This is a genomic window from Bacteroides zoogleoformans (genome assembly GCF_002998435.1).
GTDB lineage: Bacteria > Bacteroidota > Bacteroidia > Bacteroidales > Bacteroidaceae > Bacteroides > Bacteroides zoogleoformans.
In genome coordinates this window covers 2,482,340-2,507,722 of record NZ_CP027231.1, presented here as the reverse complement: position 1 = coordinate 2,507,722, position 25,383 = coordinate 2,482,340, and the positions used below count along the sequence as shown (strand labels likewise).

Below are 25,383 nucleotides of genomic sequence, written 5' to 3'. Positions count from 1 at the left end.
CTTCTAAGAAAACTTCGTGTACTTCTACACAAAGAATCCTAACAAAGTTAAAAACAACTTCTTAAATTTCAAGCATAATCCACCGAATATTTTTCCATCAAAAGATAAAAACCTGTCGTACTTTGCATTACCTTCTTGATTTTAAATACTTTGAAGTTTCGCAATATTCGTTTTTTCTAACTGATGCTTGGCATAATCCAGCGTCACAACAAAGTTTTCTTGGTGTTCTGATGGAATCTCGAACATAGCATCCATCATGATAGTCTCCACGATAGAGCGCAAGCCACGGGCACCTAATTTGTATTCTACAGCTTTATCTACAACATATTCAAAAACAGCATCTTCAAAAGTAAGCTTCACGCTGTCCATCTCAAACAGTTTGATATACTGCTTGACGATTGAATTTTTGGGCTCCGTAAGGATAGCGCGCAATGCAGTACGATCCAAGGGATTAAGATAAGTCAATACCGGAAGACGACCGATAATCTCGGGTATCAATCCAAATGCCTTCAAGTCCTGCGGAGCAATGTACTGCATCATATTGCTTTTGTCTATGATAGCAGTATTGCGTATAGCGCTATATCCCACCACATGGGTATTCAATCTTTGTGCTATTTTTTTCTCAATACCGTCAAAGGCTCCGCCACAAATAAACAGGATATTCTTGGTGTTGACCGCAATCATCTTTTGTTCAGGATGTTTACGACCACCTTGGGGAGGGACGTTTACAACAGAGCCTTCCAACAGTTTCAACAGTCCTTGTTGTACTCCTTCACCACTCACATCACGGGTTATGGAAGGATTATCACCTTTGCGAGCTATCTTGTCTATCTCATCGATAAAAACAATCCCCCGTTCGGCTTCTGCCACGTTATAATCCGCCACTTGCAGCAAACGTGTCAGTATGCTTTCGATATCCTCACCCACATAACCGGCTTCAGTCAACACCGTTGCATCTACGATGGTGAAGGGCACATGCAGCAGCTTGGCAATCGTACGTGCCAACAACGTCTTTCCGGTACCGGTGCTCCCCACCATGATAATGTTGGACTTTTCAATTTCCACATCATCTCCATCGATTTTCTGCAACAAGCGTTTATAATGATTGTATACAGATACTGACAAGAAGCGTTTCGCGTCATCCTGCCCTATCACATACTGATCGAGGAATTTCTTAATTTCCAAAGGCTTAGGAAGTTCCTTCAGGTTCAACTTCGAGGTTCCTTTTTTTTGAGCTCCCTCCAAGGCTTCCTGCGTTATCTCATAAGCTTGAGTGGCACAACTGTCACAAATATAACCGTTCAATCCCGTAATAAGGATACCGACTTCATCCTCCGAACGTCCACAAAAACTACATCTATTCTTATTTCTTTTTGAATCTGCCATATTTATTTCTTTATCAATACCTCATCCACCATACCATATTCCTTGGCTTCCTGAGCGGTCATCCAATAGTCACGATCAGAATCTGCCCAAACCTTATCAAAAGGGGTATGAGAATGGTCGGCGATAATAGTATAAAGTTCCTTCTTCAGTTTCTGAATTTCACGCGCCGTGATTTCAATATCCGAAGCTTGTCCTTGCGCACCGCCCATAGGCTGGTGTATCATCACACGCGAATGCGTCAGAGCAGAGCGCTTTTTCTCTGCGCCCGCTACCAGCAATACAGCTGCCATGCTTGCCGCCATTCCTGTGCAAATGGTAGCAACATCGCTACTGATAAACTGCATGGTGTCATAAATACCCAAACCGGCATACACCGAACCACCCGGTGAATTTATATAAATGGAGATGTCTTTACCCGGTTCCACGGAATCCAAGTAAAGCAACTGAGCCTGCAAAGTATTGGCAGTATAGTCGTCTATTTGCGTACCGAGAAAAATAATACGGTCCATCATCAAACGGGAGAATACATCCAACTGGGTTACATTGAGTTGACGTTCTTCAAGAATATAAGGATTCAAATATCCCGCTTGCGACTTTATCACATCGTCCAGCACCAAGCTGTTCATTCCCAAATGCCTGGTTGCGTATTTCTTAAAATCATCCATTTCTTTCTATTTTTTTAATTTGATATGAAGTGCAAAGAAACAAAAAAGAACACAGCGACAAAAAAAACACAGAGTTATAGTTTGTCAAACTCTGTGTTTCTTTATAAAATACAGCCGTGAAGGCTATCGAATATTATTCGAACATTTTGTTGAATTCTTCCGCAGAGATGGCTTTATTATTCAATTTAACCTGCGTTTTCAAGGCGGCGGCCAGTTTGGTATCAACAACACGGTTCACCAGACCTTCCACTCTCTCTTGCTTCTTCAGCATTTCTTTGGAATAGCTTTCTATCAAATCTTCGGGCACATTCATCATGCCGTATTGAGCAAACTGTGCGCGAGTAGCTTCTTTTGCCATGTTGGCAATATCGTCTTGCTCAACCTTGATATCATTGGCTTTTACCAACTGTTCTTTAATCAAGTGCCAAACCAGCTCCTCGATGCTCTTGTCATAGTTGCCTTCTACGAACTTCTCATCCTTATCCGGGTTGTTCTGACGCATAATGCGTTTCAGCAGTGCATCGGGGAATTCCAATTTGCCCACTTTCTCCATCAGCATCTTGCGTGCATCGATCAGGAATTTATAATCGCTGTCGGCCGCAAACTGATTGGCAACCATTTCTTTTACTTTAGCACGAAACTCCTCTTCGCTCTTCACGGTATCTTTACCAAACACTTGGTCGAAGATTTCCTGTGTCAGATCGCCCGGGACGAAACGAGTGATCTCTTCAATCTGGAAACTGAAGTTCGATTTCATTTCGGATGCATCCTTTTTCTCAACCTCCAGCAAAGAAGCAAGTTCAGCAGCATTGCCATCCCAAGCCCTATGGGGATTGAACACAAGTACATCATTTACCTTTGCACCGGCAAAGATGGCTTTCTGCTCGTCATTCTTCATGTATGAAGGTATCATCACAGAACCTTCTATCTGAATGCCTCCCTCCTTGGTGTTGCCGTCCTCATCCAACTCTGCGAGCAAGCCCTTCAGCATGTCATTGTCTTCATAGGCACTCACTTGTTCATACTTGCCATTACGTTGCGTGTAAGCTTTCACTTGGTTGTCCACCATTTCGTCAGTCACTTCAACCTCGTAATAGTCCACTACGTCTTTAGTGCTGACTTCGGCCTTGAACTCAGGTACCAGAGCAATATCGAACAAGAATTCAAATTCTTCCATTGTATCGAAATCAATCTCTTTTTGTTTGTCTTCGTTAGGCAGAGGTTCGCCCAATATGTCAACTTTATTGTCTTGTATATACTTATATACTGTTTCCGACAGCATTTTATTCACTTCTTCGGCCAATACAGACTTGCCGTACATCTTCTTAACCAGACTCATGGGCACCATTCCTTTGCGGAAGCCGGGAATTTGTGCTTTCTGACGGAAGTTCTTCAATGATTTGTCTACTTTTTCCTGATAATCCGCTTTCTCAAGCTTTACAGTAAGCAGTGCGCTTACTTTGTCAATGTTTTGCAATGAAACGTTCATTCTGACAATTATTTATTTGATTTATACTTTGTTCCATATCTCAAATGAAGATGCAAAATTAGTGTTATTCTTTCAAATACCCAAAAACATTGCCGAATTATTTCGCATCCATCCTGAAAAAAGAAAAAGCAAAATAAATGTCAAAAAGAGTTGTAAATCGGAATATTATGCGTTTCTTTGTCGCGGAATGAAGGCATTTTAGTTTTCTCGATTTCTATTGCATAGTTTTTACTCCGTTTTTTTAAACGCTTTTGTAAACTCTCTGTTGTTGTCATCTTTTTGATTATTTAGCCTTCTGCCCAAGAGAGTTTTATTCAATTAATTTATTTTTATCATTTTCATTATGAACATTTATGTTGGAAACCTTAACTACCGCATTAAGGAGAGTGACCTGCAGAAAGCTATGGAAGACTACGGAACAGTAACTTCTGTAAAATTTATCAATGACCGTACAACCGGACGCTTCAGAGGCATTGCTTTTGTAGAAATGGAAGACAGCGCCGCGGCTGCCAAAGCTATTGCCGAACTTGACGGAGCCGAATTCTTCGGACGTCAGATGGTAGTTAAAGAAGCAAGACCTCCCAAATATTAATTATAACGCATTTAGGAGAAACAAAAAAGACCGCTTAGGCGGTCTTTTTTATTAGCAGCCGGCAATGCCCGGAGATCATTTCATAAAGTCTTTGCGACGGAGCACGAAGCTGTTACTCAAATATTTCTCACGCACAATCTTATTCTCCGCCAACTCTTCGGGAGTACCTTGAAACAGAATCTTCCCTTCGAATAGCAGATAGGCGCGGTCTGTGATGCTCAACGTTTCCTGCACGTTATGGTCTGTAATCAGTATTCCTATATTTTTATCTTTCAGCCTCCAAACAATCTGTTGAATGTCTTCTACCGCAATAGGATCCACACCGGCAAAAGGCTCGTCAAGCATAATAAACTTTGGGTCGATGGCCAGACAACGGGCAATCTCCGTACGCCGCCGTTCACCACCCGACAACTGGTTTCCTTTATTTTTTCTGACTTTCTGAAGGCGAAATTCTGCAATCAGGCTCTCCAATTTATCTTTTTGATATTCCAGAGGCCTGTCCGTCATCTCCAGCACAGACGTAATATTATCCTCCACACTCATCTGACGGAAAACCGAGGCTTCCTGCGCCAGATAACCGATACCCGTCTGCGCGCGCTTGTACACCGGATAGTTCGTAATTTCCAAATCATTCAAGAAGATACGCCCTTCGTTCGGAGTAATCAGCCCCACAGTCATATAGAAAGAAGTAGTTTTTCCGGCACCATTCGGCCCCAACAATCCCACAATCTCACCTTGCTTCACGTCAATAGACACATGGCTCACTACCGTACGCTTCCCGTATTTTTTCACCAGGTTTTCCGTGCGTAGCACCATCCTCTCTTCCTCTCTTTCTTCTACATTGTCCCTTATGCCTTTTTCTTCTTCCATACTCTAAAGGTTTTCGCCGCAAATGTAGCAAAAATAAGCTGAAATAGTGTACATTTGCATTCAAATACTTATATGTTATGTTCAAAGCACTCAAGACTGTAGGAAGATATATCATGCTGATGGGGCGCGTGTTTGCCCGTCCCGAACGCATGCGCATGTTTTTCCGCCAATACGTCAACGAACTGGAACAGCTCGGTGTCAACTCCATCGGCATCGTATTGCTGATATCCTTCTTTATCGGTGCGGTTATCACCATACAAATAAAACTGAATATAGAAAGTCCTTTCATGCCCCGGTGGACAGTGGGGTATGTCACCCGCGAAATCATGCTGCTGGAGTTTTCTTCCTCCATCATGTGTTTGATTCTGGCCGGTAAAGTAGGCTCGAACATCGCCTCGGAATTGGGCACCATGCGAGTGACACAACAGATAGATGCCCTTGAAATCATGGGAGTGAACTCCGCCAACTACCTTATTCTGCCCAAGATCATCGCCATGGTGACAACCATCCCGCTGATGGTGACGTTCAGCATCTTCTCCGGCATCATCGGTGCTTTCTGCACCTGCTGGTTTGGCGGCATCATGTCGGCCGTAGACTTGGAATATGGTCTGCAATACATGTTCGTCGAATGGTTCATCTGGTGCAGCATCATCAAGTCTCTGTTTTTTGCTTTCATCATAGCCAGTGTATCGGCTTTCTTCGGCTACACAGTCGAAGGAGGATCCATCGAAGTAGGAAAGGCTTCTACCGACTCCGTCGTATGCAGTAGTGTACTCATCCTGTTTGCCGACTTAATATTAACTCAACTTTTAATGGGATGATTGAACTTAAAGGATTATGCAAGTCATTTGAAGAAAAAGAGGTGTTGAAAGATATCAATGCCACTTTTGAGAATGGGAAGACCAACCTGATCATCGGGCAAAGCGGCTCGGGAAAGACGGTATTGATGAAGTGCATCGTAGGTCTGCTGACCCCGGAAAAAGGAGAGCTGCTATACGACAACCGCAACTTTTTGGCCATGGGCAAAAAAGAAAAGAAAGTGCTTCGCCGGGAAATGGGAATGATTTTTCAGAGCGCTGCTCTGTTCGACTCCATAACAGTATTGGACAACGTGATGTTCCCACTCAACATGTTCAGCAACGACACACTGCGTGACCGTACCCGCCGTGCAATGTTCTGCCTGGAACGCGTCAATCTGCTCGAAGCTAAAGATAAATTTCCCGGAGAGATTAGTGGAGGTATGCAAAAGCGTGTAGCCATTGCGCGCGCCATCGCCCTCAATCCTCAATACCTCTTTTGCGACGAGCCTAACTCCGGTCTGGATCCCAAAACTTCCATCGTGATTGATGAATTGATACAAGATATCACCAAGGAATATAACATGACCACACTCATCAATACCCACGACATGAATTCCGTAATGGGAATCGGAGAGAAAATCATTTATATCTACGAAGGACATAAAGAGTGGGAGGGCAACAAAGATGTCATCTTCACCTCCAGCAATAAACGACTGAACAATTTCATCTTTGCTTCCGACTTATTCCGCAAAGTAAGAGAAGTTGAAAGACAAAATATCGAAAGATAGAAAAGAACAAAAGGCTAAGTGTTCTTTATAAACAGAAAGTCGGGGCGGAGGAAAGTGTAAACAAAAAAATGTGACACACAGCCTTTTCATGTCTTTTTGGGGCTGTGTGTCACATTTTACACACCGCACTTGCTTGACGGTGCTTTATTTCTGCCTGATATAAATATTAATCGGCGTCCCGGTCAGGCTCCACTTTTCACGCATCTTGTTTTCCAAGAATCGCCTGTACGGCTCCTTCACATATTGCGGAAGATTGGCGAAATAGACAAACGAAGGAACTTGTGTATTGGGCAACTGCGTGACGTATTTTATCTTGATGTATTTCCCCTTGATGGAAGGAGGCGGATAAGCCTCGATAAGTGGCAACATCTCCTCATTCAGGTGGGCGGTCGGAATACGCGTCATACGGTTTTCGTACACATTGCGTGCCTCTTCCAGCACTTTCAAAATGCGTTGTTTCGTCAGTGCCGAAGCAAATATGATGGGGAAGTCAACGAATGGGGCAAGGCGCTCGCGGATGGCATTCTCAAAAGTCTTCATCACTTTCACGGTCTTGTCTTGCACCAGATCCCACTTATTCACCACAACCACCAGCCCTTTGGCATTTCTCTGAATCAAAGAAAAGATATTCAGGTCCTGACTCTCGATACCACGTGTAGCATCTATCATCAATATACAAACGTCGGCATTTTCAATGGAACGGATGGAACGTATCACAGAGTAGTACTCCAAATCCTCATTTACCTTGCTTTTCTTGCGGATTCCTGCCGTATCTACCAGATAAAAGTCGAAACCGAACTTATTGTAACGCGTATAAATGGAGTCGCGGGTAGTTCCCGCTATTTCCGTCACGATATTGCGTTCTTCTCCGATAAAAGCGTTGACAATAGACGATTTGCCGGCATTGGGACGTCCCACCACGGCAAAACGGGGAATATCTTCGTCCAATATTTCATCAGATTCTTTCTTGAACTCGCCGACAATGAGGTCCATCAAATCGCCTGTCCCGCTACCCGTTATAGCCGAAATGCAATAAGGATCACCCAAGCCCAAGCTGTAAAATTCGGGAGCATTGTATTGCAACTCGTTGTTGTCTGTTTTATTGGCTACCAGCAACACAGGCTTCTTGGCACGGCGCAGTATGGCGGCCACCTGTTGGTCAAGGTCGGTCACTCCGTTCACCACATCTACCACAAACAGAATAACGTCTGCTTCATCCACAGCCATCAACACTTGCTTGCGAATCTCCTCTTCAAAAATATCGTCGGAATTCACTACCCAGCCACCCGTATCTACTATCGAGAACTCACGTCCCACCCACTCGGTCTTTCCATATTGGCGGTCACGAGTCGTCCCCGCTTCCTCGTTCACAATTGCCTGACGTGTTTTGGTCAGACGATTAAATAATGTAGATTTTCCCACATTGGGACGTCCTACAATTGCAACTAAATTTCCCATAGTTCAACACTCTTGTTTTACGACAGTCGCAGTCGCATAAATTTTTAATCCGGTTGATAACCAAAATTGCGCAGTTCCTTATCCGAACTTCTCCAATCTTTATCAACCTTTACAAAAGTCTCCAGAAAAATCGTTTTTCCAAAGAATCTCTCCAAGTCACGGCGCGCCTCGGTAGCCACCTTCTTCAGAGCCCTCCCCTGCTTGCCGATAATAATACCTTTTTGCGAATCACGCTCCACATAGATTACGGCATTGATGTGTATCTTCCTTGCCTCCTCCTTAAACTGTTCCACCACCACTTCTACCGAATAAGGAATTTCCTTATCATAGTATAACAAAATCTTTTCGCGAATGATTTCAGTCACGAAAAATCTTGCCGGCTTATCCGTCCATTGATCCTTATCAAAATAAGGGGGCGAATCGGGCAACAGTTCCTTTACCCGCTTCATCACATAATCCACATTGAATTTCGTAACTGCCGAGAGAGGAATAATCTCCGCCTTTGGCAGCAACTCCTTCCATGCTTCCACCAGTTGCACAAGCTTTTCCTGATTGCTCAAATCTATTTTATTGATTAATAGCAACACCGGCACTTCCATACAAGCCACTTTCTCTACAAAGTCGTTGTGCTTATCAAGTGTCTCAACTACATCCGTCACATATAGCAACACGTCCGCATCCGTCAATGCCGACGTAGAGAAGTTCAGCATAGACTCCTGCAATTTATAGTTTGGTTTCAATACGCCCGGCGTATCCGAAAACACAATCTGCATGTCATCCGTATTATAGATACCCATAATCCGATGACGCGTAGTTTGCGCTTTGAAAGTAGCGATAGAGATGCGCTCACCAACCAAAGCATTCATCAATGTAGATTTACCTACATTGGGATTTCCCACGATATTAACAAAACCTGCCTTATGCATGACTGTCTGTTTTTAGATTGAGACAAAAAAACGCATCGAATCGAGATAGGATGCGTTTTTTTATTATATTATTCTGATTGAGTACCCGCCGGGACTTCATCCCTTACTGTCATACCCCCACTTCACGTACACGGCTCCCCATGTAAATCCGGCGCCGAATGCTGTAAAGATCAGGTTATCTCCCTTTTTCAGTTTCTCTTCGAAGTCCCAAATACAAAGCGGCAACGTCGCGGCGCTGGTATTACCATACCGTTCTATATTGATCAGCACTTTCTCATGAGGAACTTCCAAGCGATGTGCCACAGCATCGATGATACGAAGATTAGCTTGATGCGGAATCACCCAATTTATGGTTTCCTTAGTCAAACCATTCCTTTCTGCAACAGCTGCACTGACGTCCGACATGTTGGAGACAGCATACTTGAATACTGTACGTCCTTCCTGATAGACATAATGCATGTGGTTATCCACTGTAAAATAAGAGGGAGGACAAACAGAGCCACCCGCTTTCATATGCAGAAATGGAAGTCCCTTACCATCTGTCCTCAGAATCGCATCCATAATACCCACTTCTTCTGTTGTAGGCTCCAACATAAAGGCCGCCGCTCCATCACCAAAAATAGGGCAAGTGGCACGGTCGGTATAATCAACTACCGACGACATTTTATCAGCTCCCACAATAATAACCTTCTTATATCTGCCCGAACGGATAAAATTGGCTCCCGTCTCCATCAGATAGAGAAACCCACAACAAGCTGCCTGCAAATCATAAGCAAAAGCATTTTTGAGTCTGAGTTTATCACATAAAATGGAAGCGGTAGAGGGGAAATGATAATCCGGAGTGGAAGTGGCAACGACAACTAAATCAATATCATCAGGATTGGCACCGGTATGTTGCATCAATTGTTTTACAGCCTTACGCGCCATATACGAGCTACCTAATCCTTCTTCGTTCAGAATACGTCTTTCCTTTACTCCGATACGAGTCATAATCCATTCATCGTTGGTATCTACCATCCTTGAGATTTCGTCATTCGTCAAAACGTAATCCGGTACGTAGCCACCGACTCCTGTAATTACTGCATTTATTTTTTCCATTAAATTCTTGTTTACTTATAAGAGCCAGGCAACATCAACCTGTTTCTTTATTGGCTTTCTCTCTTTTATTCAAAAGCCCACAGGCTGAACTCACATAGACTCTAAAACTGTAGAAATAACGGTAGTCCAAAAGGATTTGTTCATTTCATGTACAAATCCTTTCAGGCATTCGGTATTCAAGTATAATTTTTAGTCAAACAAACCGCAATTATACGGCAGCTTCTTTTTCAATAGCAAGCTTACCTCTATAATAACCGCATGCACCACATACAGTGTGATACACATGCCATTCGCCACAGTTCGGGCAAATAGCCAATGTAGGAGCTACTGCTTTATCATGAGTTCTTCTCTTTGCAGTTCTTGTTTTTGACTGTCTTCTCTTAGGATGTGCCATTTTCGTTAATATTTAATTGTTATCTAATATTTTCTTTAATTCTTCCCAACGCGGATCAACCTGCGCTTCCTCCTCATCACTCATCCGGTCTGTTTCCTCCTCTGGGATAAGAGCTTCCTCACTCTCGTCATCCGGAGTAGTACGCAAATGTTTACTCAACTTATTAGTCATTGTTTTATTGCATTTGCCGGGAGCATGTACATGCTTCATCGGGATGGCCAAAGCAACAAACTCGTACATGAACCATGCCACATTAATTTCACCCTCCTCCTCAGGTATTACAATAAGGTTATCACCTTCTTCGGCATATTCATGGCCAAACTTAACGAGTAACTTATCTGTAGAGTTAACGAGTTGCTCCATATCTTCCAAACAGCGGTCACATGGTACCCAAACCACCCCTTCCGTCTGAAAGTTCAATTCAAAGGCGCGAGAGGTTCTCTTTACAAGCAACGCCACATTCACCTTACCTTTCTGAACCTCTGGTCCATCGATATTGGCAAAGAAAAGGTTATCCAACACGAACTCATACTTGCAAGTATCCGCCCGCATACCTTTCAGGTCTATTTTGTATTTATCAAACTTTCCCAAAGCTCCTTCTATTTATTCGGGCGACAAAGATACAAATAATAATCCTGATTATGTAGCGTTTAGAATAAAATCTTCTTTTTAATGTCATTTTTATCTCAGGCACAGTCCTCCGGTCTTCATGTTCCCGAACTTTCCAAGTCCACATAAACAGTAAATCCCCTCCATCCTGTATTCTGATGAAGGGGATTCCTGAAAGTGGCGGCTACCTACTCTCCCACTGTTACGCAGTACCATCGGCGCGGCCGGGCTTAACTTCTCTGTTCGGAATGGGAAGAGGTGGAGCCCCGGCGCTATAGCCACCTGAATAAGAAAGACATGAGGCGAAAAGCAAAGCACGGTCACCGTATCACACGGATGACCGCAAGCTGAACGTATATACCAACCACGAAAGCGGAAGACAAAAAAGCGGACGGGCAATTAGTAACGCTCGGCTGTGACATCGCTGCCTGTACACCTGCGTCCTATCAACGTCATAGTCTGTGACGACCCTGAAAAGAAATCTAATCTTGCGGCCGGCTTCGTACTTAGATGCTTTCAGCACTTATCCGATCCCGACGTAGATACCCGGCGATGCGCCTGGCGGCACAACCGGTAAACCAGAGGTCGGTCCAACACGGTCCTCTCGTACTAGTGTCAGAGCCGCGCAAATTTCATGCGCCCACGATAGATAGAGACCGAACTGTCTCACGACGTTCTGAACCCAGCTCGCGTGCCACTTTAATGGGCGAACAGCCCAACCCTTGGGACCTTCTCCAGCCCCAGGATGTGACGAGCCGACATCGAGGTGCCAAACCCCTCCGTCGATATGAGCTCTTGGGAGGGATCAGCCTGTTATCCCCGGAGTACCTTTTATCCTTTGAGCGATGTCCTTTCCATACAGAAACACCGGATCACTATGCTCTAGTTTCCTACCTGATCGACGTGTATGTCTCCCAGTCAAGCGCCCTTATGCCATTACACTCTGCCGGCGGTTACCAATCGCCGTGAGGGCACCTTTAGAAGCCTCCGTTACGCTTTTGGAGGCGACCACCCCAGTCAAACTACCCACCAAACAATGTCCCCGAAAATCAACGGGTTAGAACTCAAATAACCAAAGGGCCGTATTTCAACGGCGGCTCCACCGGGACTGGCGTCCCGACTTCAATGCCTCCGGCCTATCCTACACATCAATTACCCAAATTCAATGTTAAGCTATAGTAAAGGTTCACGGGGTCTTTTCGTCCCATCGCGGGTAATCGGCATCTTCACCGATACTACAATTTCACTGAGCTCACGGTTGAGACAGCGTCCAGATCATTACACCATTCGTGCAGGTCGGAACTTACCCGACAAGGAATTTCGCTACCTTAGGACCGTTATAGTTACGGCCGCCGTTTACCGGGGCTTCAATTCAACGCTTCTCTTATCGATGACGTCTCCTCTTAACCTTCCGGCACCGGGCAGGTGTCAGGCTGTATACTTCATCTTTCAATTTAGCACAGCCCTGTGTTTTTGTTAAACAGTTGCCTGGACCGATTCTCTGCGCCTCCGTTTTACGGAGGACCCTTTATCCCGAAGTTACAGGGTCAGTTTGCCTAGTTCCTTAACCGTGAATCACTCAAGCGCCTTAGTATATTCAACCCGACTACGTGTGTCCGTTTGCGGTACGGGTACCTACAGGATTATGTTTAGCGGATTTTCTGGGGAGTATGATTACATGCGCTATTGGGTTGTCCAAAGGACGCCCCATACTATCAGGTTCGGCTCGGAGGACGGATTTGCCTGCCCTCCTCGACACCTACACCATTCAACCGGCTATTCCGTCAGCCGGCGGCACTGTCACTGCTCCGTCACCGCGTCACTCCTGAAGGTAGTACCGGAATATTAACCGGTTCTGCCATCGGCATCGCCATTCGGCTGAGCCTTAGGACCCGACTTACCCTGATCCGATTAGCGTTGATCAGGAAACCTTAGTCTTACGGCGAGGGGGGTTCACACCCCCTTTATCGTTACTTATACCTACATTTGCTTTTCCACACGCTCCAGAGAAGCTCGCGCTTCGCCTTCGACGCAGAGTGGAATGCTCCCCTACCGATGATGATATCATCCCAGGGCTTCGGCAGAATACTTATGCCCGATTATTATCCACGCCAAACTCCTCGACTAGTGAGCTGTTACGCACTCTTTAAATGAATGGCTGCTTCCAAGCCAACATCCTAGCTGTCTTAGCAATCTGACTTCGTTAGTTCAACTTAGTATTCATTTGGGGGCCTTAGCCGCTGGTCCGGATTGTTCTCCTTTAGGACACGGACCTTAGCACCCGTGCCCTCACTCCTGACATAGAACCGGCAAGCATTCGGAGTTTGTCAAGACTTGATAGGCGGCGAAGCCCTCGCATCTTATCAGTCGCTCTACCTCATGCCGGTATAAGTCAAGGCTGCACCTAAATGCATTTCGGGGAGTACGAGCTATCTCCAAGTTTGATTAGCCTTTCACCCCCACCCTCAGGTCATCCGGAAGCTTTTCAACGCTTATCGGTTCGGTCCTCCAGATGGTGTTACCCATCCTTCAACCTGCCCAAGGGTAGATCACTTGGTTTCGCGTCTACTCCTTCCGACTAAAACGCCCTATTAAGACTCGCTTTCGCTTCGGCTCCAGGTCTCAAGACCCTTAACCTCGCCGGAAAAAGTAACTCGTAGGTTCATTATGCAAAAGGCACGCCGTCACCGCCAATAGGCGGCTCCGACCGCTTGTAGGCGCACGGTTTCAGGAACTGTTTCACTCTTCTGCTCGAAGTGCTTTTCACCTTTCCCTCACGGTACTGGTTCACTATCGGTCTCTCGGGAGTATTTAGCCTTACCGGATGGTCCCGGCAGATTCACGCAGAATTTCTCGTGCTCCGCGCTACTCAGGATACCACTGGGCTGGATACGGTTTCGTGTACGGGGTTATCACCCTCTATGACCCGCCTTTCCAGGCGGTTCCACTCACCGTAACACATGCCGGAACGTGGTCCTACAACCCCGCCGGCGCCGTAACGCCGGTGGTTTGGGCTCATCCCCGTTCGCTCGCCACTACTGGGGGAATCATTGTTTATTTTCTTTTCCTGCGGGTACTAAGATGTTTCAGTTCCCCGCGTTAGCCTCTGTCTGTGACAGATGTCACTCCTTCAAAGTGACGGGTTGTCCCATTCGGAAATCCGCGGATCAAAGGTTATTTGCACCTACCCGCGGCTTATCGCAGCTTATCGCGTCCTTCATCGCCTCCGAGAGCCAAGGCATCCGCCGTGCGCCCTTACTTGCTTTTTTATCGTACCGGCTCACATTGTGTGGGTCGATATATACTTTCAGCTTTAACTTTACTTTTTTATTGTTCGCATCATGTCAAAGATCGTAATACCCGAAAACACGGGAATATGTGGAGAATAACGGATTCGAACCGTTGACCCCCTGCTTGCAAAGCAGGTGCTCTAGCCAGCTGAGCTAATCCCCCCCAAAAAAGGGTAGTCCCAGGCAGAGTTGAACTGCCGACCTCTACATTATCAGTGTAGCGCTCTAACCAACTGAGCTATAGGACTGTCAGTCAAACCCCGGCCGTGGAAAAGGCCCGGCTTCTACTTTTCTCGTATTCGGATAAACAAACAGGCGGTACAAGACAGGAGAACCGGACTTCCTAAAAATATACGAAGTCACTCCAGAAAGGAGGTGTTCCAGCCGCACCTTCCGGTACGGCTACCTTGTTACGACTTAGCCCCAATCACCGGTTTTACCCTAGGGCGCTCCTTTACGGTTACGCACTTCAGGTACCCCCGGCTTTCATGGCTTGACGGGCGGTGTGTACAAGGCCCGGGAACGTATTCACCGCGCCGTGGCTGATGCGCGATTACTAGCGAATCCAGCTTCGTGGAGTCGGGTTGCAGACTCCAGTCCGAACTGAGAGGGGTTTTTAGGATTGGCCGGGCGTCGCCGCCGGGCGGCTTGCTGTACCCCCCATTGTAACACGTGTGTAGCCCCGGACGTAAGGGCCGTGCTGATTTGACGTCATCCCCCCCTTCCTCGCATCTTACGACGGCAGTCTCGACAGAGTCCCCGGCATGACCCGATGGTAACTGTCGATAAGGGTTGCGCTCGTTATGGCACTTAAGCCGACACCTCACGGCACGAGCTGACGACAACCATGCAGCACCTTCACAACCGCCTTGCGGCTTACCCCTTTCAAGGTAATTCGGTTGCAATTCAAGCCCGGGTAAGGTTCCTCGCGTATCATCGAATTAAACCACATGTTCCTCCGCTTGTGCGGGCCCCCGTCAATTCCTTTGAGTTTCACCGTTGCCGGCGTACTCCCCAGGTGGAATACTTAACGCTTTCGCTTGGCCGCTTACTGTATATCGCAAACAGCGAGTATTCATCGTTTACCGTGTGGACTACCAGGGTATCTAATCCTGTTTGATACCCACACTTTCGAGCATCAGCGTCAGTTACGGTCCGGCAAGCCGCCTTCGCGAACGGAGTTCCTCGTGATATCTAAGCATTTCACCGCTACACCACGAATTCCGCCTGCCTGTGCCGCACTCAAGACGCCCAGTATCAACTGCAATTTTAAGGTTGAGCCCCAAACTTTCACAGCTGACTTAAGCGCCCGCCTACGCTCCCTTTAAACCCAATAAATCCGGATAACGCTCGGATCCTCCGTATTACCGCGGCTGCTGGCACGGAGTTAGCCGATCCTTATTCATAAGGTACATGCAAAAAGGCACGCGTGCCTCAATTTATTCCCTTATAAAAGAAGTTTACAACCCATAGGGCAGTCATCCTTCACGCTACTTGGCTGGTTCAGGCTTACGCCCATTGACCAATATTCCTCACTGCTGCCTCCCGTAGGAGTTTGGACCGTGTCTCAGTTCCAATGTGGGGGACCTTCCTCTCAGAACCCCTATCCATCGTAGGTTTGGTGGGCCGTTACCCCGCCAACCGCCTAATGGAACGCATCCCCATCGGTTACCGGAATCCTTTAATGGAGAAACCATGCGGAATCACCATACTATCCGGGATTAATCTTTCTTTCGAAAGGCTATACCGGAGTAACCGGAAGGTTGGATACGTGTTACTCACCCGTGCGCCGGTCGCCATCGGACTTAGCAAGCTAAGTCCATGCTGCCCCTCGACTTGCATGTGTTAAGCCTGTAGCTAGCGTTCATCCTGAGCCAGGATCAAACTCTTCATTGTAAAAGTATCGTGTGCTCTCACTTAAACCCAAATCCCGAAGAAAATGGGAAAAAGGAGGGCATGTTGCTCTGTTCAGGACATCCGAAATTCTAAAGAAGTCTCAATGTTCAATCCCCCGAGCGAATAAGCAAGGGGGCATTGACGGTTCTTCTGTTTTACCCAAGAACGCCTTCCGAATGAACGGAAAACGAATCTTGATCTTGTACTACTTGTATTGTTTATGTAAATCTGTTCAAAGATCGACGGCGCTGACCTCTAAGGGAAAGCGGATGCAAAGGTAAGCACTTTTAGCAATATACTCCAAATTATCGGAGAAGTTTTTTTCCCTTTTTTATTTACCGCCACACGCTCTCTCTGCGAAAGGGGAGGAGAATAAAGGGAAACGAAAGCCGCTTGCAGCATCTCGCAAACCATCATGTCAAAGCGCACATGCCCCCGTTGCCGAAAGCGGATGCAAAAGTAGAGCTTATGGGAAATACGGCAAAATATACGGGGAACTTTTTTCCGAGAAAAATGAAAAAAAATAATCAAACGGCTGAAAAACAGCAAGGTAGGAGGGAGAAGAAAAGGAAGGGAGGAAAGGTGGGGAGCGGAAGGGACACATTATAATAATGGAAAAGGAAGAAAAAAGGGGGAAAGGACACGGGGGTAAGGGAGGGGAAAGGAGAGAAAAACATATGAGGCGTGCCGGCGGCGTGTCTCCGCCGTGTCCGCACCACCTCCGCTCCGTATCCATATAAGCGGAGATTATACGGAGGAGATACGGAGATGATACGGAGGTGATACGGAGGAGATACGGAGGTGATACGGAGGTGATACGGAGGAGATACGGAGGAGATGCGGAGCGGATACGGAGGAGATACGGAGCGGATACGGAGGAAACTTTTTCTGATTTCAACGGTATCAATCCTTTGCCACAATGATTTGTCTCAGTTGCTCGCTGATGCTTTTCATTCCTTCAACCGAAGGATGCCCCAACTGTTTGTCAATATTCTTTAGATGGATATTCATAACGCCATAATGACGGCAGATATCCTCTATAGAAGAGGTAATAACATCAGACAAATCTGAATTGGTAATATTATAAATGCAAGCATCGGGATATAGCTCCTTCAAAGAAGAAAGCAGATAGCAGAAAGCCGGGCGGAAGCTATAAAGTTCACTTTTAGTCCAGCCGGAATATTTATATTCACCAATAGGCACACCGGCCCAACTATCGTTGGTACCACCAAAGACGAAGATTATATCAGGATGTCCGATGTTCAAAAGGCGAGTGATAAAAGCACGGTCAGAATAATCTTCTTTTCTATAACCTGTGAGACAGATGGTAGAACCGGAATAAGAGTTATTGCATTCCAACTGATAGCCATGTTCACGAATGAAATGATACCACCACATTTGTTCAACCTTTTTCACATCATTCTGCTTTTCCTTGCCGCCGTCTGCTCCGTTGTACCAGCAGAGATTGGTGGCAGGAGTGACGTAACCTCCGTATGTAGAATAAGAATCGCCCAGAATGGAGACTTTTTTTTGCGCCCAAAGCCCCGACGCGAAAGATAGAAAGAGTGCAACAAACAGCACTGAAGATTTATGATTCATACAAAATTTCTTTTACGGTTCACAAAACAAAAGTACATAAAAAGCATGAGCTTTTTACACCGGCATAATAAAGAAATCATTTTTTTCTTTAGAGGAAAGATAAATAAAAATTATCACTATAAATTTCCTTTAACCAATTTGCAGATAAGTTAAAATTGGAAATAAATGAACGGCTGAATCTCCGCGCTTTTCATCTGAATGACAAGGTAAACAACCAGTACCATCAGCACCGCCTTCCCCAACAAGGGGAGACGGATGACGGACTTCGTACAAACGCGCTCCCAACTATCGGGTACGAAATGCAAGAAATATCCCAGCCCCATCAACACAAATACCTCCCAATAGCCTTCTATCAACTGCGGGAAGAGCTGAGGGCGGAAAGTCGTGAATACCTGTTTCAGCATGTCTATCGACGTGGAGAACTCCGCATTGCGGAAGAAGACCCAGCACAGGCAGACGAAATGAAACGTGATGAGCATGCCAAAGAAACGGCGAATAGCACTACTCCGTTCCCCTTTCCGGCATCCGGTGAGTGCCATCCAAGCTTTATGAAGCGCCAAGGCAACACCGTGCATCATGCCCCAAAGAACAAAGTTCCAAGAAGCGCCATGCCACAGTCCGCCCAGAAACATCGTGATGATAAGGTTGAGGTACTGGCGTATCTTCCCTTTCCGGTTGCCGCCCAAAGAGATGTAGAGATAATCGCGCAACCAGCCGGACAACGAAATGTGCCACCTGCGCCAAAACTCCGTTACGGAAGCAGACTTATAAGGTGAGTTGAAGTTTATATTGAAATGGAAGCCCAGCAACAAGGCAATGCCGATGGCCATATCGCTATAGCCGGAAAAATCGCAATAAATCTGTAAGGCATAGCCGTAAATGCCCATCAGGTTCTCCACGCCCGAATAGAGAATGGGGTTATCGAAGATACGTTCCACGAAATTTACACTGATGTAGTCTGATATGACCGCCTTCTTGAACAGACCGCCGGCTATAAGAAAGACCCCACGCCCGAACATCTCGCTTGAAACGAACAACGGGCGACGGATTTGCGGAATGAAGTCGCGCGCACGCACGATAGGACCTGCTACCAATTGCGGGAAGAAAGACACATAAAAAGCATAATCCAACAGATTAGCGAGCGGTGCGATTTCCCTACGATACACATCAATGGTATAACTCAACGATTGGAAGGTGAAGAACGAAATGCCCACGGGCAGGAATATGTCCATTGCAGTGAAAGTGCCTCCGGTGAGGGAGGCAAAGAACTCACCGAGGAAATTAGTATATTTGAAATAGCACAGCAATCCCAGATTGATGGTAAGGCTCAATGTGACCCACGCCTTCCGCAGCCAAGGCTTCGCCTCACGGGCCATGAGACGGGCTATGAAGAAATCGCTCACCGTGACAAGCCCCAGCAGGAAGAAATAAGTTCCGCTACTCTTATAATAGAAGTAATAAGAGAATGCGGTAACAAAGAGCAACCGGGCCGTGGTGCGGCACTGCAACAGCAGATACACCAAAACGAAAGCGGTGAACAGCCAAAGGAAGATACCGCTGCTGAATATCATCGGTGCTTTCGAATCGTAAGTCAGGAGATCACACAGCTTGGTTAAGTCTATATCAAGTCCGGAAAAGAATTCGTCAATATTCCACATAATCGTTATAGGCTTTTAAAAGAGCTTGGTAAAACAATCTTCCTTGCAGCTGATAGCCTTCGGGCATATAGTGCACGTGGTCGGGACGCATCAGTCCGGCTTCCTGCCAGTTGAGGCAAGCACGGCGGACACCGCCCAGAATGCCGTACATATCCCACACGGCCAGCCCGTTTTCATCGGCATAGCGTCGGATGGTACGCACGGCAACGGCCGTGCGCGGATTAACTTTATACGTACGCCGCCTACGCCGGCCAAAACTCTCGTAAGAACCCGGAGGGGTGGTCATCAGCATAGGTACTTCGGGCAAGCTGTCGCGAAGCATACGTACAAGGTCGTCCATCTGCCGGTAATGAGACAATGAGACATATCCCCGGCTATGGCTCTCGTTGGTACCGAAAGAAAGAATTAGCAAATCGGGATTCAGGGATGCAATCTCTGCAATACGGTCTGCTCGGGCAAACGTGACACAAGTGGCGCCGTTGATGCCCATATCTACATAAGAGATCTGCCTGAACGTTTGCCGCATCAGTTGGCCGGCGGTTTGAGGAAAGACATGTCCGCGCACATGGCTGTCGCCCACATGCAGGATGCGCAACGTATCCGTGGAAATGCCAAGCCGTGTCAGACGAAGTTTCTCCCAAAAAGGATGAAGGATGCCAAGGCTATCGTTCAAATCATTCTCCTTCAGTTGCCGGAACGCTTCCGGAATCACCTCTTCCGGGATAGATACCGTATCAGCCGGCCGCTTGTTGTCGACAAAAACCGCACCGGCTGTTACTCTATCAGGAAGCGGACGGGAGGGAAGCCCATCTTGTGCATGAAGCCGACAAGAAAGAGTCAGGCAAAGAAGCGCCAGGCTGCAAACGGCCAACCGGTTGATATTCCGAAGTTTATCCTCACGGCTCCAATTCATAGGCACGCCTCCTGTCATATTGTTCTTTTCCGTAAATAAGTGCCTCATATAACAGTCCGGCCAAACGCTTGCCACCACGAAAGTTGATGTGTGTATAATCATAATTGGCCATAGATGGCTTGGCATGCACTAACCCTGCCATACTGCCATCACCTCCCATCGCCTCGAACATATTCCAGAAAGCAACAGCCTCATCCGCCGCCAGACTCTGCTGATAACGAACCAAATTCTTGATGCCGGGCATGGTGCGCAACTCACCGTCCGGTGTCTTATAGTCACGGTCGCCCACACTGACGATGAGAATGCCGGCCTGCGGAAAAGCCTCTTTCAGATGCTGCACCGTGGTCTGCATGCCTGTAATGTATTTATCATAATTCCGCCCGCGCTCAGTGGCCACATTCAAGCCGAATTGCAGGACAATCAGGTCGTAAGGACGCTGTTCATTGAACTCGCGCATCATACGTATGGGCACCGAGCGCAATGAAAGGCCGGAACTGCCACGCAAAGAGAAGTTATCTACCGCAACGCCCGCCTGCCCGTCCATTGCCAGGCCATAAAACAGTGTGGAGTCTGCTCGGTGCACCGTCCAGCGCACAGCCCCGATGCGGCCTTCCACTGTCATGACTTGCAAGTCTTCCGCCGGATTGAACGTGCGTGTCAGCGTTTCGCCCCGGTTGATGCTGGCCGAAATGGTAAGCGTATCTTTGGAGTAAAAGAAGATGGAGGCACGCCGGCAGGTATCGAGCAACGAGGCATAGCGGTTCTGCCCTTTCAGCTCCACATAAGCCCCGGCGCGAGGCACGAAGTAATGTCCCGAAACGCCCTGCCGGCTACGATCGAAGAAAGCGGAATCCATAATGGAGTGGCTCTGCCATCCTCCGAAAGAATGGTGCACCGTGGGACGAAAGCCACTGGTCATGGACGTGATAGTGACAAATCCCACCCCGCAACCTCCATAGTTTTTCTGGAGCATCTCCCGCAAATCGGCCGTCAGGATATCGGCTTCGATAAAAGAATCGCCAAAGTAGGCGATGCGTACCGGGCGGGGCGTTTCCCGAAGTTCATTGAGTGCACGATAGAAACCCGTCATGCCACGCAACGTGGAGTCGCTATAATCTTCGATGCAGGTCATCCCGATGCGGCAGGTATCAACGAAGGCCGGCTTCACTACGGGTGGTGGCGGCAGACTGTCCGACACCTCCGCCCGAGGAGAGGAAGGACGCAAATCGCCAAGTATATCTACATGCCGCAACGTATGACCGTCCACCGTAATAACGGGCAGGAAACGCAACAACAACAGTATTCCTACTACAAGGAATACCAGCAGCCCCGTATGTCTCAAAGAGTTTTTTTCCATCGTGGGCACAAAGATAAAGAATAGTAAGGAAAAATGATAAATTCACAAAAAGTAAAAGACCTGCCGTAAGCAAGTTTCACTTTTGGCAGGTCTCTTTTACAGCTATATGGACTTTTCTATATTCCAGACAAAGGCCCGGAGTCCCAACTGCTCGGTTTGCTTGTCCATATCGTGCAGCACTTCCAGCAACGGCTCCACCCTCTCATCCTCTACCATCGTCAGGATGGCCGAGCACATGGAGGGCCATGCGTGGCTGCCGTAATGCGGGTCACCCGTCTTACTTCCACGGCCACGCACCTGCTCCCAATAGGTGAAGCCACGGCAGTTCAGACGATCTAAAGTGGCGATGATGCGTTCGTAATACGCTTGGTCGAAGGTTATCAATACAGATTTCATACCTTATACATAATATGTTTAGAATCAGTTATTTTTTCTGTGCTTCAAAGTAAGCAGCCATTTCTCTCTGTTTGCGCAACTTGCTGCGTTGGCGCTTGATGCCCACACCGCCAAAGATGCAATACATCGTAGGAACGTAAATCAATGTCAGAATGGTGGAAACCGTCAGGCCACCGATCACGGCAATAGCCATCGGACTCCACATCTCCGAGCCCTGACCTGTTCCGACAGCCATCGGAATCATACCCAGGACTGTGGTCAGTGTAGTCATCAATACCGGACGAAGACGGCTCTTGCCGGCTGTGACCACTGCTCTCAATACCGACTGACCGCGTTCACGGCAAAGGATGGTGTAGTCGATAAGCACAATACCGTTTTTCACCACGATACCGATCAGCATGATGCTTCCCAGCAAACTCATTACGCTCAGTGTGGTATCGGTTATGAACAAAGCCATCAGCACCCCACTCATGGCAAACGGTACGGAGAGAATCAGAATAAACGGATAGGTCAGCGACTCAAACTGAGCTGCCATCACAATAAATACCAACAGGATGATGAGGACTCCCAACGTACCCAAGTCAGAGAAAGACTCTTGTTGGTCTTCGAACGAACCGGATACCTGGATGGTGACTTCCGAAGGAATATCCATCTTGCCGATGATGGCATTACCGGCAGCAACCACATCACTCAATGGTACCCCTGAGATAACGGCAGATACCGTCACGATGCGTTCGCGATCTTTACGCTCGATGGTAGGCGGAGCAAAACGCTCTACCACCGTTCCCAAATCCTTGATACGAATGCCTTCGCCCTTGGCATTATACACCAGAATATTCTCTATCGCATCGAGACTGGTGCGGAATTCGGGCGCATAGCGCACTTTGATGTCGTACTCTTCGCCATCCTCACGATACCTCGAAGCGATGGAACCATTGATGCGATTGCGCAGATAAGTGGCGGCAGTGGCCAAATTCAAACCATGCAAGGCCAGTTTCTCGCGGTCGAAGTCTACTTGATATTCCGGCTGATAATCACTCCGGCTGATGTTGACTTCGGACACTCCTTCCACTTCAAGCAGCGCACGCTTGAGATGGGCAGCCACGCTGTCCGTTTCGGTCATGCTGTAACCATACACCTCGAAATCGGCAGATGATTGCGCAGCCATACCTGTATTGTTACCTCCGAAAATAACCTGCGCCTTGCTGAACTCGGGATAACTCTTCAGATCTTGGCGCATCTCATCGCAGACCGTAGCCAGTGAGATATTACGGTCGGCAGGATCTACCAAGCTGATATTGAAAGAAATAATATGCGAACCGTTGGTCTGCATGGATGCCCATGTATTGTCAGAGTCGGCTTGACCTACGGTATAGTTGCACACCTTCATCACGCCTTTATATTTCGTCATCCATTGTTCGGCCAGCCGCTGCGCAATCTCCTGCGCCACTTCCTTGCGTGCACCGACAGGTAACTCGAGCTTCACTGCAATACGGGCATTGTCTTGCGCCGGGAAGAACTCGGTGCCCACTGCTTTGGCACACAACAAACTAAGAACAAAGAATGCCACACAGCCCACCAGCACCAAGGCACGATGACGCACAGCCCAGTTCAGCATCCGGGCATAGGCATTATCCAATCCATCGAGTGTGCGTTCTATCGGTGCAAAGAACATCTGGAATGTCTTAGACTGCTTCCGTTGCAAACGGAGCAACTGCGAACAAAGCATCGGAGTGAGAGATAAGGCCGAAACGGTAGAGATGAACATGATGGCACACATCATCCAGCCCAACTGCTTGAACAATACGCCGGACATGCCGGAAATCATGGTGAGCGGGAAGAACACCGCAATCATGGTCAACGTAGAGGCCACCACAGAAATGGCCACCTCATTGGTGCCATGCACCGCCGCCTGCTTGGGATCTGAACCACGCTCGATGTGCGTAGTGACGTTTTCGAGTACCACAATGGCATCGTCTACCACCATACCGATGGCTATGGACAGAGATGACAACGAAATAATATTGATGGTATTGCCGGAAATGGCAAGATAAATGAATGATGCTATCAGCGAAAGCGGAATCGTGATACAGATAATCAGTGTAGCCCGCCAGCGCCCCAAAAAGAAGAATACCACCAAGACCACGAACAGCAAGGCATACATCACCGTTTCCGTCAGACTGTCAATCGTGTTCAGAATGTTCTCGGATGTATTGACAATAACACCTAACTTTACATCACTCGGCATATTCTTCTGCAAGCGGGGAAGCACCTCCTGCACTTTCTTGGCAATATCTACCGAATTGGCCCCCGACTGCTTCTGCACCACAATCATGGCTCCTTTCACTCCATTATTGTAGGTTTCTTGCGCACGCTCCTCAACGGTATCCACCACCTTAGCCACATCTTTCAGATAGACGGTTGCTCCGTTGTAAGTTCCCACCACAACATCTCCCAACTGCCGGGTATCAGAGAACTCTCCTTCCACACGCAGAGAATAGGTCTCGTTTCCTATATCGAAATTACCGCCGGGCACGTTTCTGTTTTCCGCTCCGATAATGGAGCTGATGGTTTCAATGCTTAGATTGTAAGCTTCAAGCTTATAAGGGTCGCAATATACCTGTACTTCGCGTTTCGGAGCACCACTGATAGAGACCGTACCCACTCCGGGTATACGTGCCAAAGGATTTACCACGCGGTCGTCCAGAATCTTGTAAAGTGCAGACTGGCTCTCATTAGCCTGCACAGACAGCAACACGATGGGAATCATGTCCGTACTGAATTTGAAAATGATAGGGGTCTCCGCAGCATCGGGTAGTACAGAGCTCACCATGTCCAGCTTGTCGCGCACATCATTCGTCAGCACGTCGATATCTTCTTTGCCAAACTCAAACTCCAACGTAATCAGAGACATATTCTCCGAGGAACGGGAAGTTATATGCTTAAGGTTGCTGACAGAATTCAGCACATTCTCCAACGGACGGGTCACATTGTTCTCTATATCCGATGCACTGGCACCGGGATAGGCAGTCATCACCATAATCGTGTTCGTATCAATATCCGGATACAAATCGATAGGTAGCCTGGATAAAGAGAACAGACCAAATATCACTACCGCCAAAAAGCAGAGTGAGGTCATAATCGGCTTTTTAACCGCACCTTCGTATAAACTCATGTTCTTAAATGATGATTTTTAAAA

At 47.3% G+C, this 25,383-nt stretch carries 19 protein-coding genes, 2 tRNA genes and 3 rRNA genes; 4 read left to right on the top strand and 20 right to left on the bottom strand.

All coding sequences use genetic code 11. The features are described 5' to 3' along the window. Positions 1 to 141 precede the first annotated feature (141 nt). The 3 genes from clpX to tig all read right to left on the bottom strand — a co-directional run bounded on the left by clpX (position 142) and on the right by tig (position 3,540). Positions 142 to 1,386, bottom strand: coding sequence for an ATP-dependent Clp protease ATP-binding subunit ClpX (gene clpX / locus C4H11_RS10370; RefSeq protein ID WP_106041794.1), 1,245 nt, complete (start codon positions 1,384 to 1,386; stop codon positions 142 to 144). Positions 1,387 to 1,388: 2 nt separating this feature from the next. Beyond that, positions 1,389 to 2,051 carry an ATP-dependent Clp endopeptidase proteolytic subunit ClpP gene (gene clpP / locus C4H11_RS10365; RefSeq protein WP_106041792.1) on the bottom strand — a complete coding sequence of 221 codons (663 nt, stop codon included), beginning with the start codon at positions 2,049 to 2,051 and terminating at the stop codon, positions 1,389 to 1,391. 133 nt (positions 2,052 to 2,184) lie between these two features. Next, on the bottom strand, positions 2,185 to 3,540 hold the full coding sequence (gene tig / locus C4H11_RS10360; protein WP_106041790.1) for a trigger factor: 1,356 nt from the start codon (positions 3,538 to 3,540) through the stop codon (positions 2,185 to 2,187). A 343-nt stretch (positions 3,541 to 3,883) separates the two neighbouring features. Between tig and C4H11_RS10350 the strand changes: the two genes are divergently transcribed. After that, positions 3,884 to 4,132 (top strand): RNA recognition motif domain-containing protein, encoded by a 249-nt coding sequence (locus C4H11_RS10350; protein WP_106041786.1) that lies wholly within the window; start codon positions 3,884 to 3,886, stop codon positions 4,130 to 4,132. A gap of 75 nt (positions 4,133 to 4,207) precedes the next feature. Here the strand turns inward: C4H11_RS10350 and lptB are convergent, their stop codons facing one another. Next, complete coding sequence (lptB, locus tag C4H11_RS10345; RefSeq protein ID WP_106041784.1) at positions 4,208 to 5,002, bottom strand: LPS export ABC transporter ATP-binding protein; 795 nt, start codon at positions 5,000 to 5,002, stop codon at positions 4,208 to 4,210. A gap of 77 nt (positions 5,003 to 5,079) precedes the next feature. Between lptB and C4H11_RS10340 the strand changes: the two genes are divergently transcribed. Further along, positions 5,080 to 5,823 (top strand): MlaE family ABC transporter permease, encoded by a 744-nt coding sequence (locus tag C4H11_RS10340; protein WP_106041782.1) that lies wholly within the window; start codon positions 5,080 to 5,082, stop codon positions 5,821 to 5,823. Beyond that, the gene (locus C4H11_RS10335; protein WP_106041780.1) at positions 5,820 to 6,590 is read left to right on the top strand and encodes an ABC transporter ATP-binding protein; all 771 of its coding nucleotides are present in this window, start codon (positions 5,820 to 5,822) and stop codon (positions 6,588 to 6,590) included. Before C4H11_RS10340 ends, C4H11_RS10335 begins: the two co-directional genes overlap by 4 nt. A 144-nt stretch (positions 6,591 to 6,734) precedes the next feature. On the opposite strand, the gene der is transcribed toward C4H11_RS10335, so the two are convergent. The 10 genes from der to C4H11_RS10285 form a co-directional block, all read right to left on the bottom strand. Beyond that, a complete protein-coding gene (der, locus tag C4H11_RS10330; protein ID WP_106041778.1) occupies positions 6,735 to 8,048 on the bottom strand; it encodes a ribosome biogenesis GTPase Der in 1,314 nt (437 codons plus the stop codon). Positions 8,049 to 8,092: 44 nt separating this feature from the next. Then, on the bottom strand, positions 8,093 to 8,974 hold the full coding sequence (era, locus tag C4H11_RS10325) for a GTPase Era (RefSeq protein ID WP_106041776.1): 882 nt from the start codon (positions 8,972 to 8,974) through the stop codon (positions 8,093 to 8,095). A 96-nt stretch (positions 8,975 to 9,070) separates the two neighbouring features. Continuing rightward, positions 9,071 to 10,072, bottom strand: a complete 1,002-nt coding sequence (locus tag C4H11_RS10320; RefSeq protein WP_106041774.1) for a beta-ketoacyl-ACP synthase III — start codon at positions 10,070 to 10,072, stop codon at positions 9,071 to 9,073. 208 nt (positions 10,073 to 10,280) lie between these two features. Beyond that, on the bottom strand, positions 10,281 to 10,466 hold the full coding sequence (rpmF, locus tag C4H11_RS10315) for a 50S ribosomal protein L32 (protein ID WP_002562387.1): 186 nt from the start codon (positions 10,464 to 10,466) through the stop codon (positions 10,281 to 10,283). Positions 10,467 to 10,478: 12 nt separating this feature from the next. Then, the gene (locus C4H11_RS10310; RefSeq protein ID WP_106041772.1) at positions 10,479 to 11,057 is read right to left on the bottom strand and encodes a YceD family protein; all 579 of its coding nucleotides are present in this window, start codon (positions 11,055 to 11,057) and stop codon (positions 10,479 to 10,481) included. 193 nt (positions 11,058 to 11,250) lie between these two features. After that, positions 11,251 to 11,361: ribosomal RNA gene (gene rrf, locus C4H11_RS10305) — 5S ribosomal RNA — on the bottom strand. 93 nt (positions 11,362 to 11,454) lie between these two features. Beyond that, a 23S ribosomal RNA gene (locus tag C4H11_RS10300) occupies positions 11,455 to 14,344 on the bottom strand. A gap of 110 nt (positions 14,345 to 14,454) precedes the next feature. Further along, positions 14,455 to 14,528: transfer RNA gene (locus C4H11_RS10295), tRNA-Ala, on the bottom strand. An 11-nt stretch (positions 14,529 to 14,539) separates the two neighbouring features. Then, positions 14,540 to 14,613, bottom strand: a tRNA-Ile gene (locus C4H11_RS10290). A 120-nt stretch (positions 14,614 to 14,733) separates the two neighbouring features. Continuing rightward, positions 14,734 to 16,261: ribosomal RNA gene (locus tag C4H11_RS10285) — 16S ribosomal RNA — on the bottom strand. The 16S, 23S and 5S rRNA genes sit together here with 2 tRNA genes alongside, the layout of an rRNA operon. Positions 16,262 to 16,729: 468 nt before the next feature. On the opposite strand from C4H11_RS10285, the gene C4H11_RS14200 reads away from it, so the two are divergent. Further along, positions 16,730 to 16,870, top strand: a complete 141-nt coding sequence (locus C4H11_RS14200; RefSeq protein WP_164996532.1) for a hypothetical protein — start codon at positions 16,730 to 16,732, stop codon at positions 16,868 to 16,870. A gap of 294 nt (positions 16,871 to 17,164) precedes the next feature. Here the strand turns inward: C4H11_RS14200 and C4H11_RS10275 are convergent, their stop codons facing one another. The 6 genes from C4H11_RS10275 to C4H11_RS10250 form a co-directional block, all read right to left on the bottom strand. Then, on the bottom strand, positions 17,165 to 17,860 hold the full coding sequence (locus tag C4H11_RS10275) for an SGNH/GDSL hydrolase family protein (RefSeq protein ID WP_106041768.1): 696 nt from the start codon (positions 17,858 to 17,860) through the stop codon (positions 17,165 to 17,167). A gap of 149 nt (positions 17,861 to 18,009) precedes the next feature. Continuing rightward, positions 18,010 to 19,518 carry an MBOAT family O-acyltransferase gene (locus tag C4H11_RS10270; protein WP_106041766.1) on the bottom strand — a complete coding sequence of 503 codons (1,509 nt, stop codon included), beginning with the start codon at positions 19,516 to 19,518 and terminating at the stop codon, positions 18,010 to 18,012. Further along, complete coding sequence (locus tag C4H11_RS10265) at positions 19,505 to 20,479, bottom strand: SGNH/GDSL hydrolase family protein (protein ID WP_106041764.1); 975 nt, start codon at positions 20,477 to 20,479, stop codon at positions 19,505 to 19,507. The genes C4H11_RS10270 and C4H11_RS10265 overlap by 14 nt, the downstream gene beginning before the upstream one ends. Beyond that, on the bottom strand, positions 20,415 to 21,788 hold the full coding sequence (locus C4H11_RS10260) for an SGNH/GDSL hydrolase family protein (protein ID WP_106041762.1): 1,374 nt from the start codon (positions 21,786 to 21,788) through the stop codon (positions 20,415 to 20,417). The genes C4H11_RS10265 and C4H11_RS10260 overlap by 65 nt, the downstream gene beginning before the upstream one ends. 102 nt (positions 21,789 to 21,890) lie before the next feature. After that, positions 21,891 to 22,184 (bottom strand): PG0541 family transporter-associated protein, encoded by a 294-nt coding sequence (locus C4H11_RS10255; RefSeq protein ID WP_106041760.1) that lies wholly within the window; start codon positions 22,182 to 22,184, stop codon positions 21,891 to 21,893. A gap of 28 nt (positions 22,185 to 22,212) precedes the next feature. Further along, a complete protein-coding gene (locus C4H11_RS10250; protein ID WP_106041758.1) occupies positions 22,213 to 25,359 on the bottom strand; it encodes an efflux RND transporter permease subunit in 3,147 nt (1,048 codons plus the stop codon). Between the last annotated feature and the right edge of the window lie 24 nt (positions 25,360 to 25,383).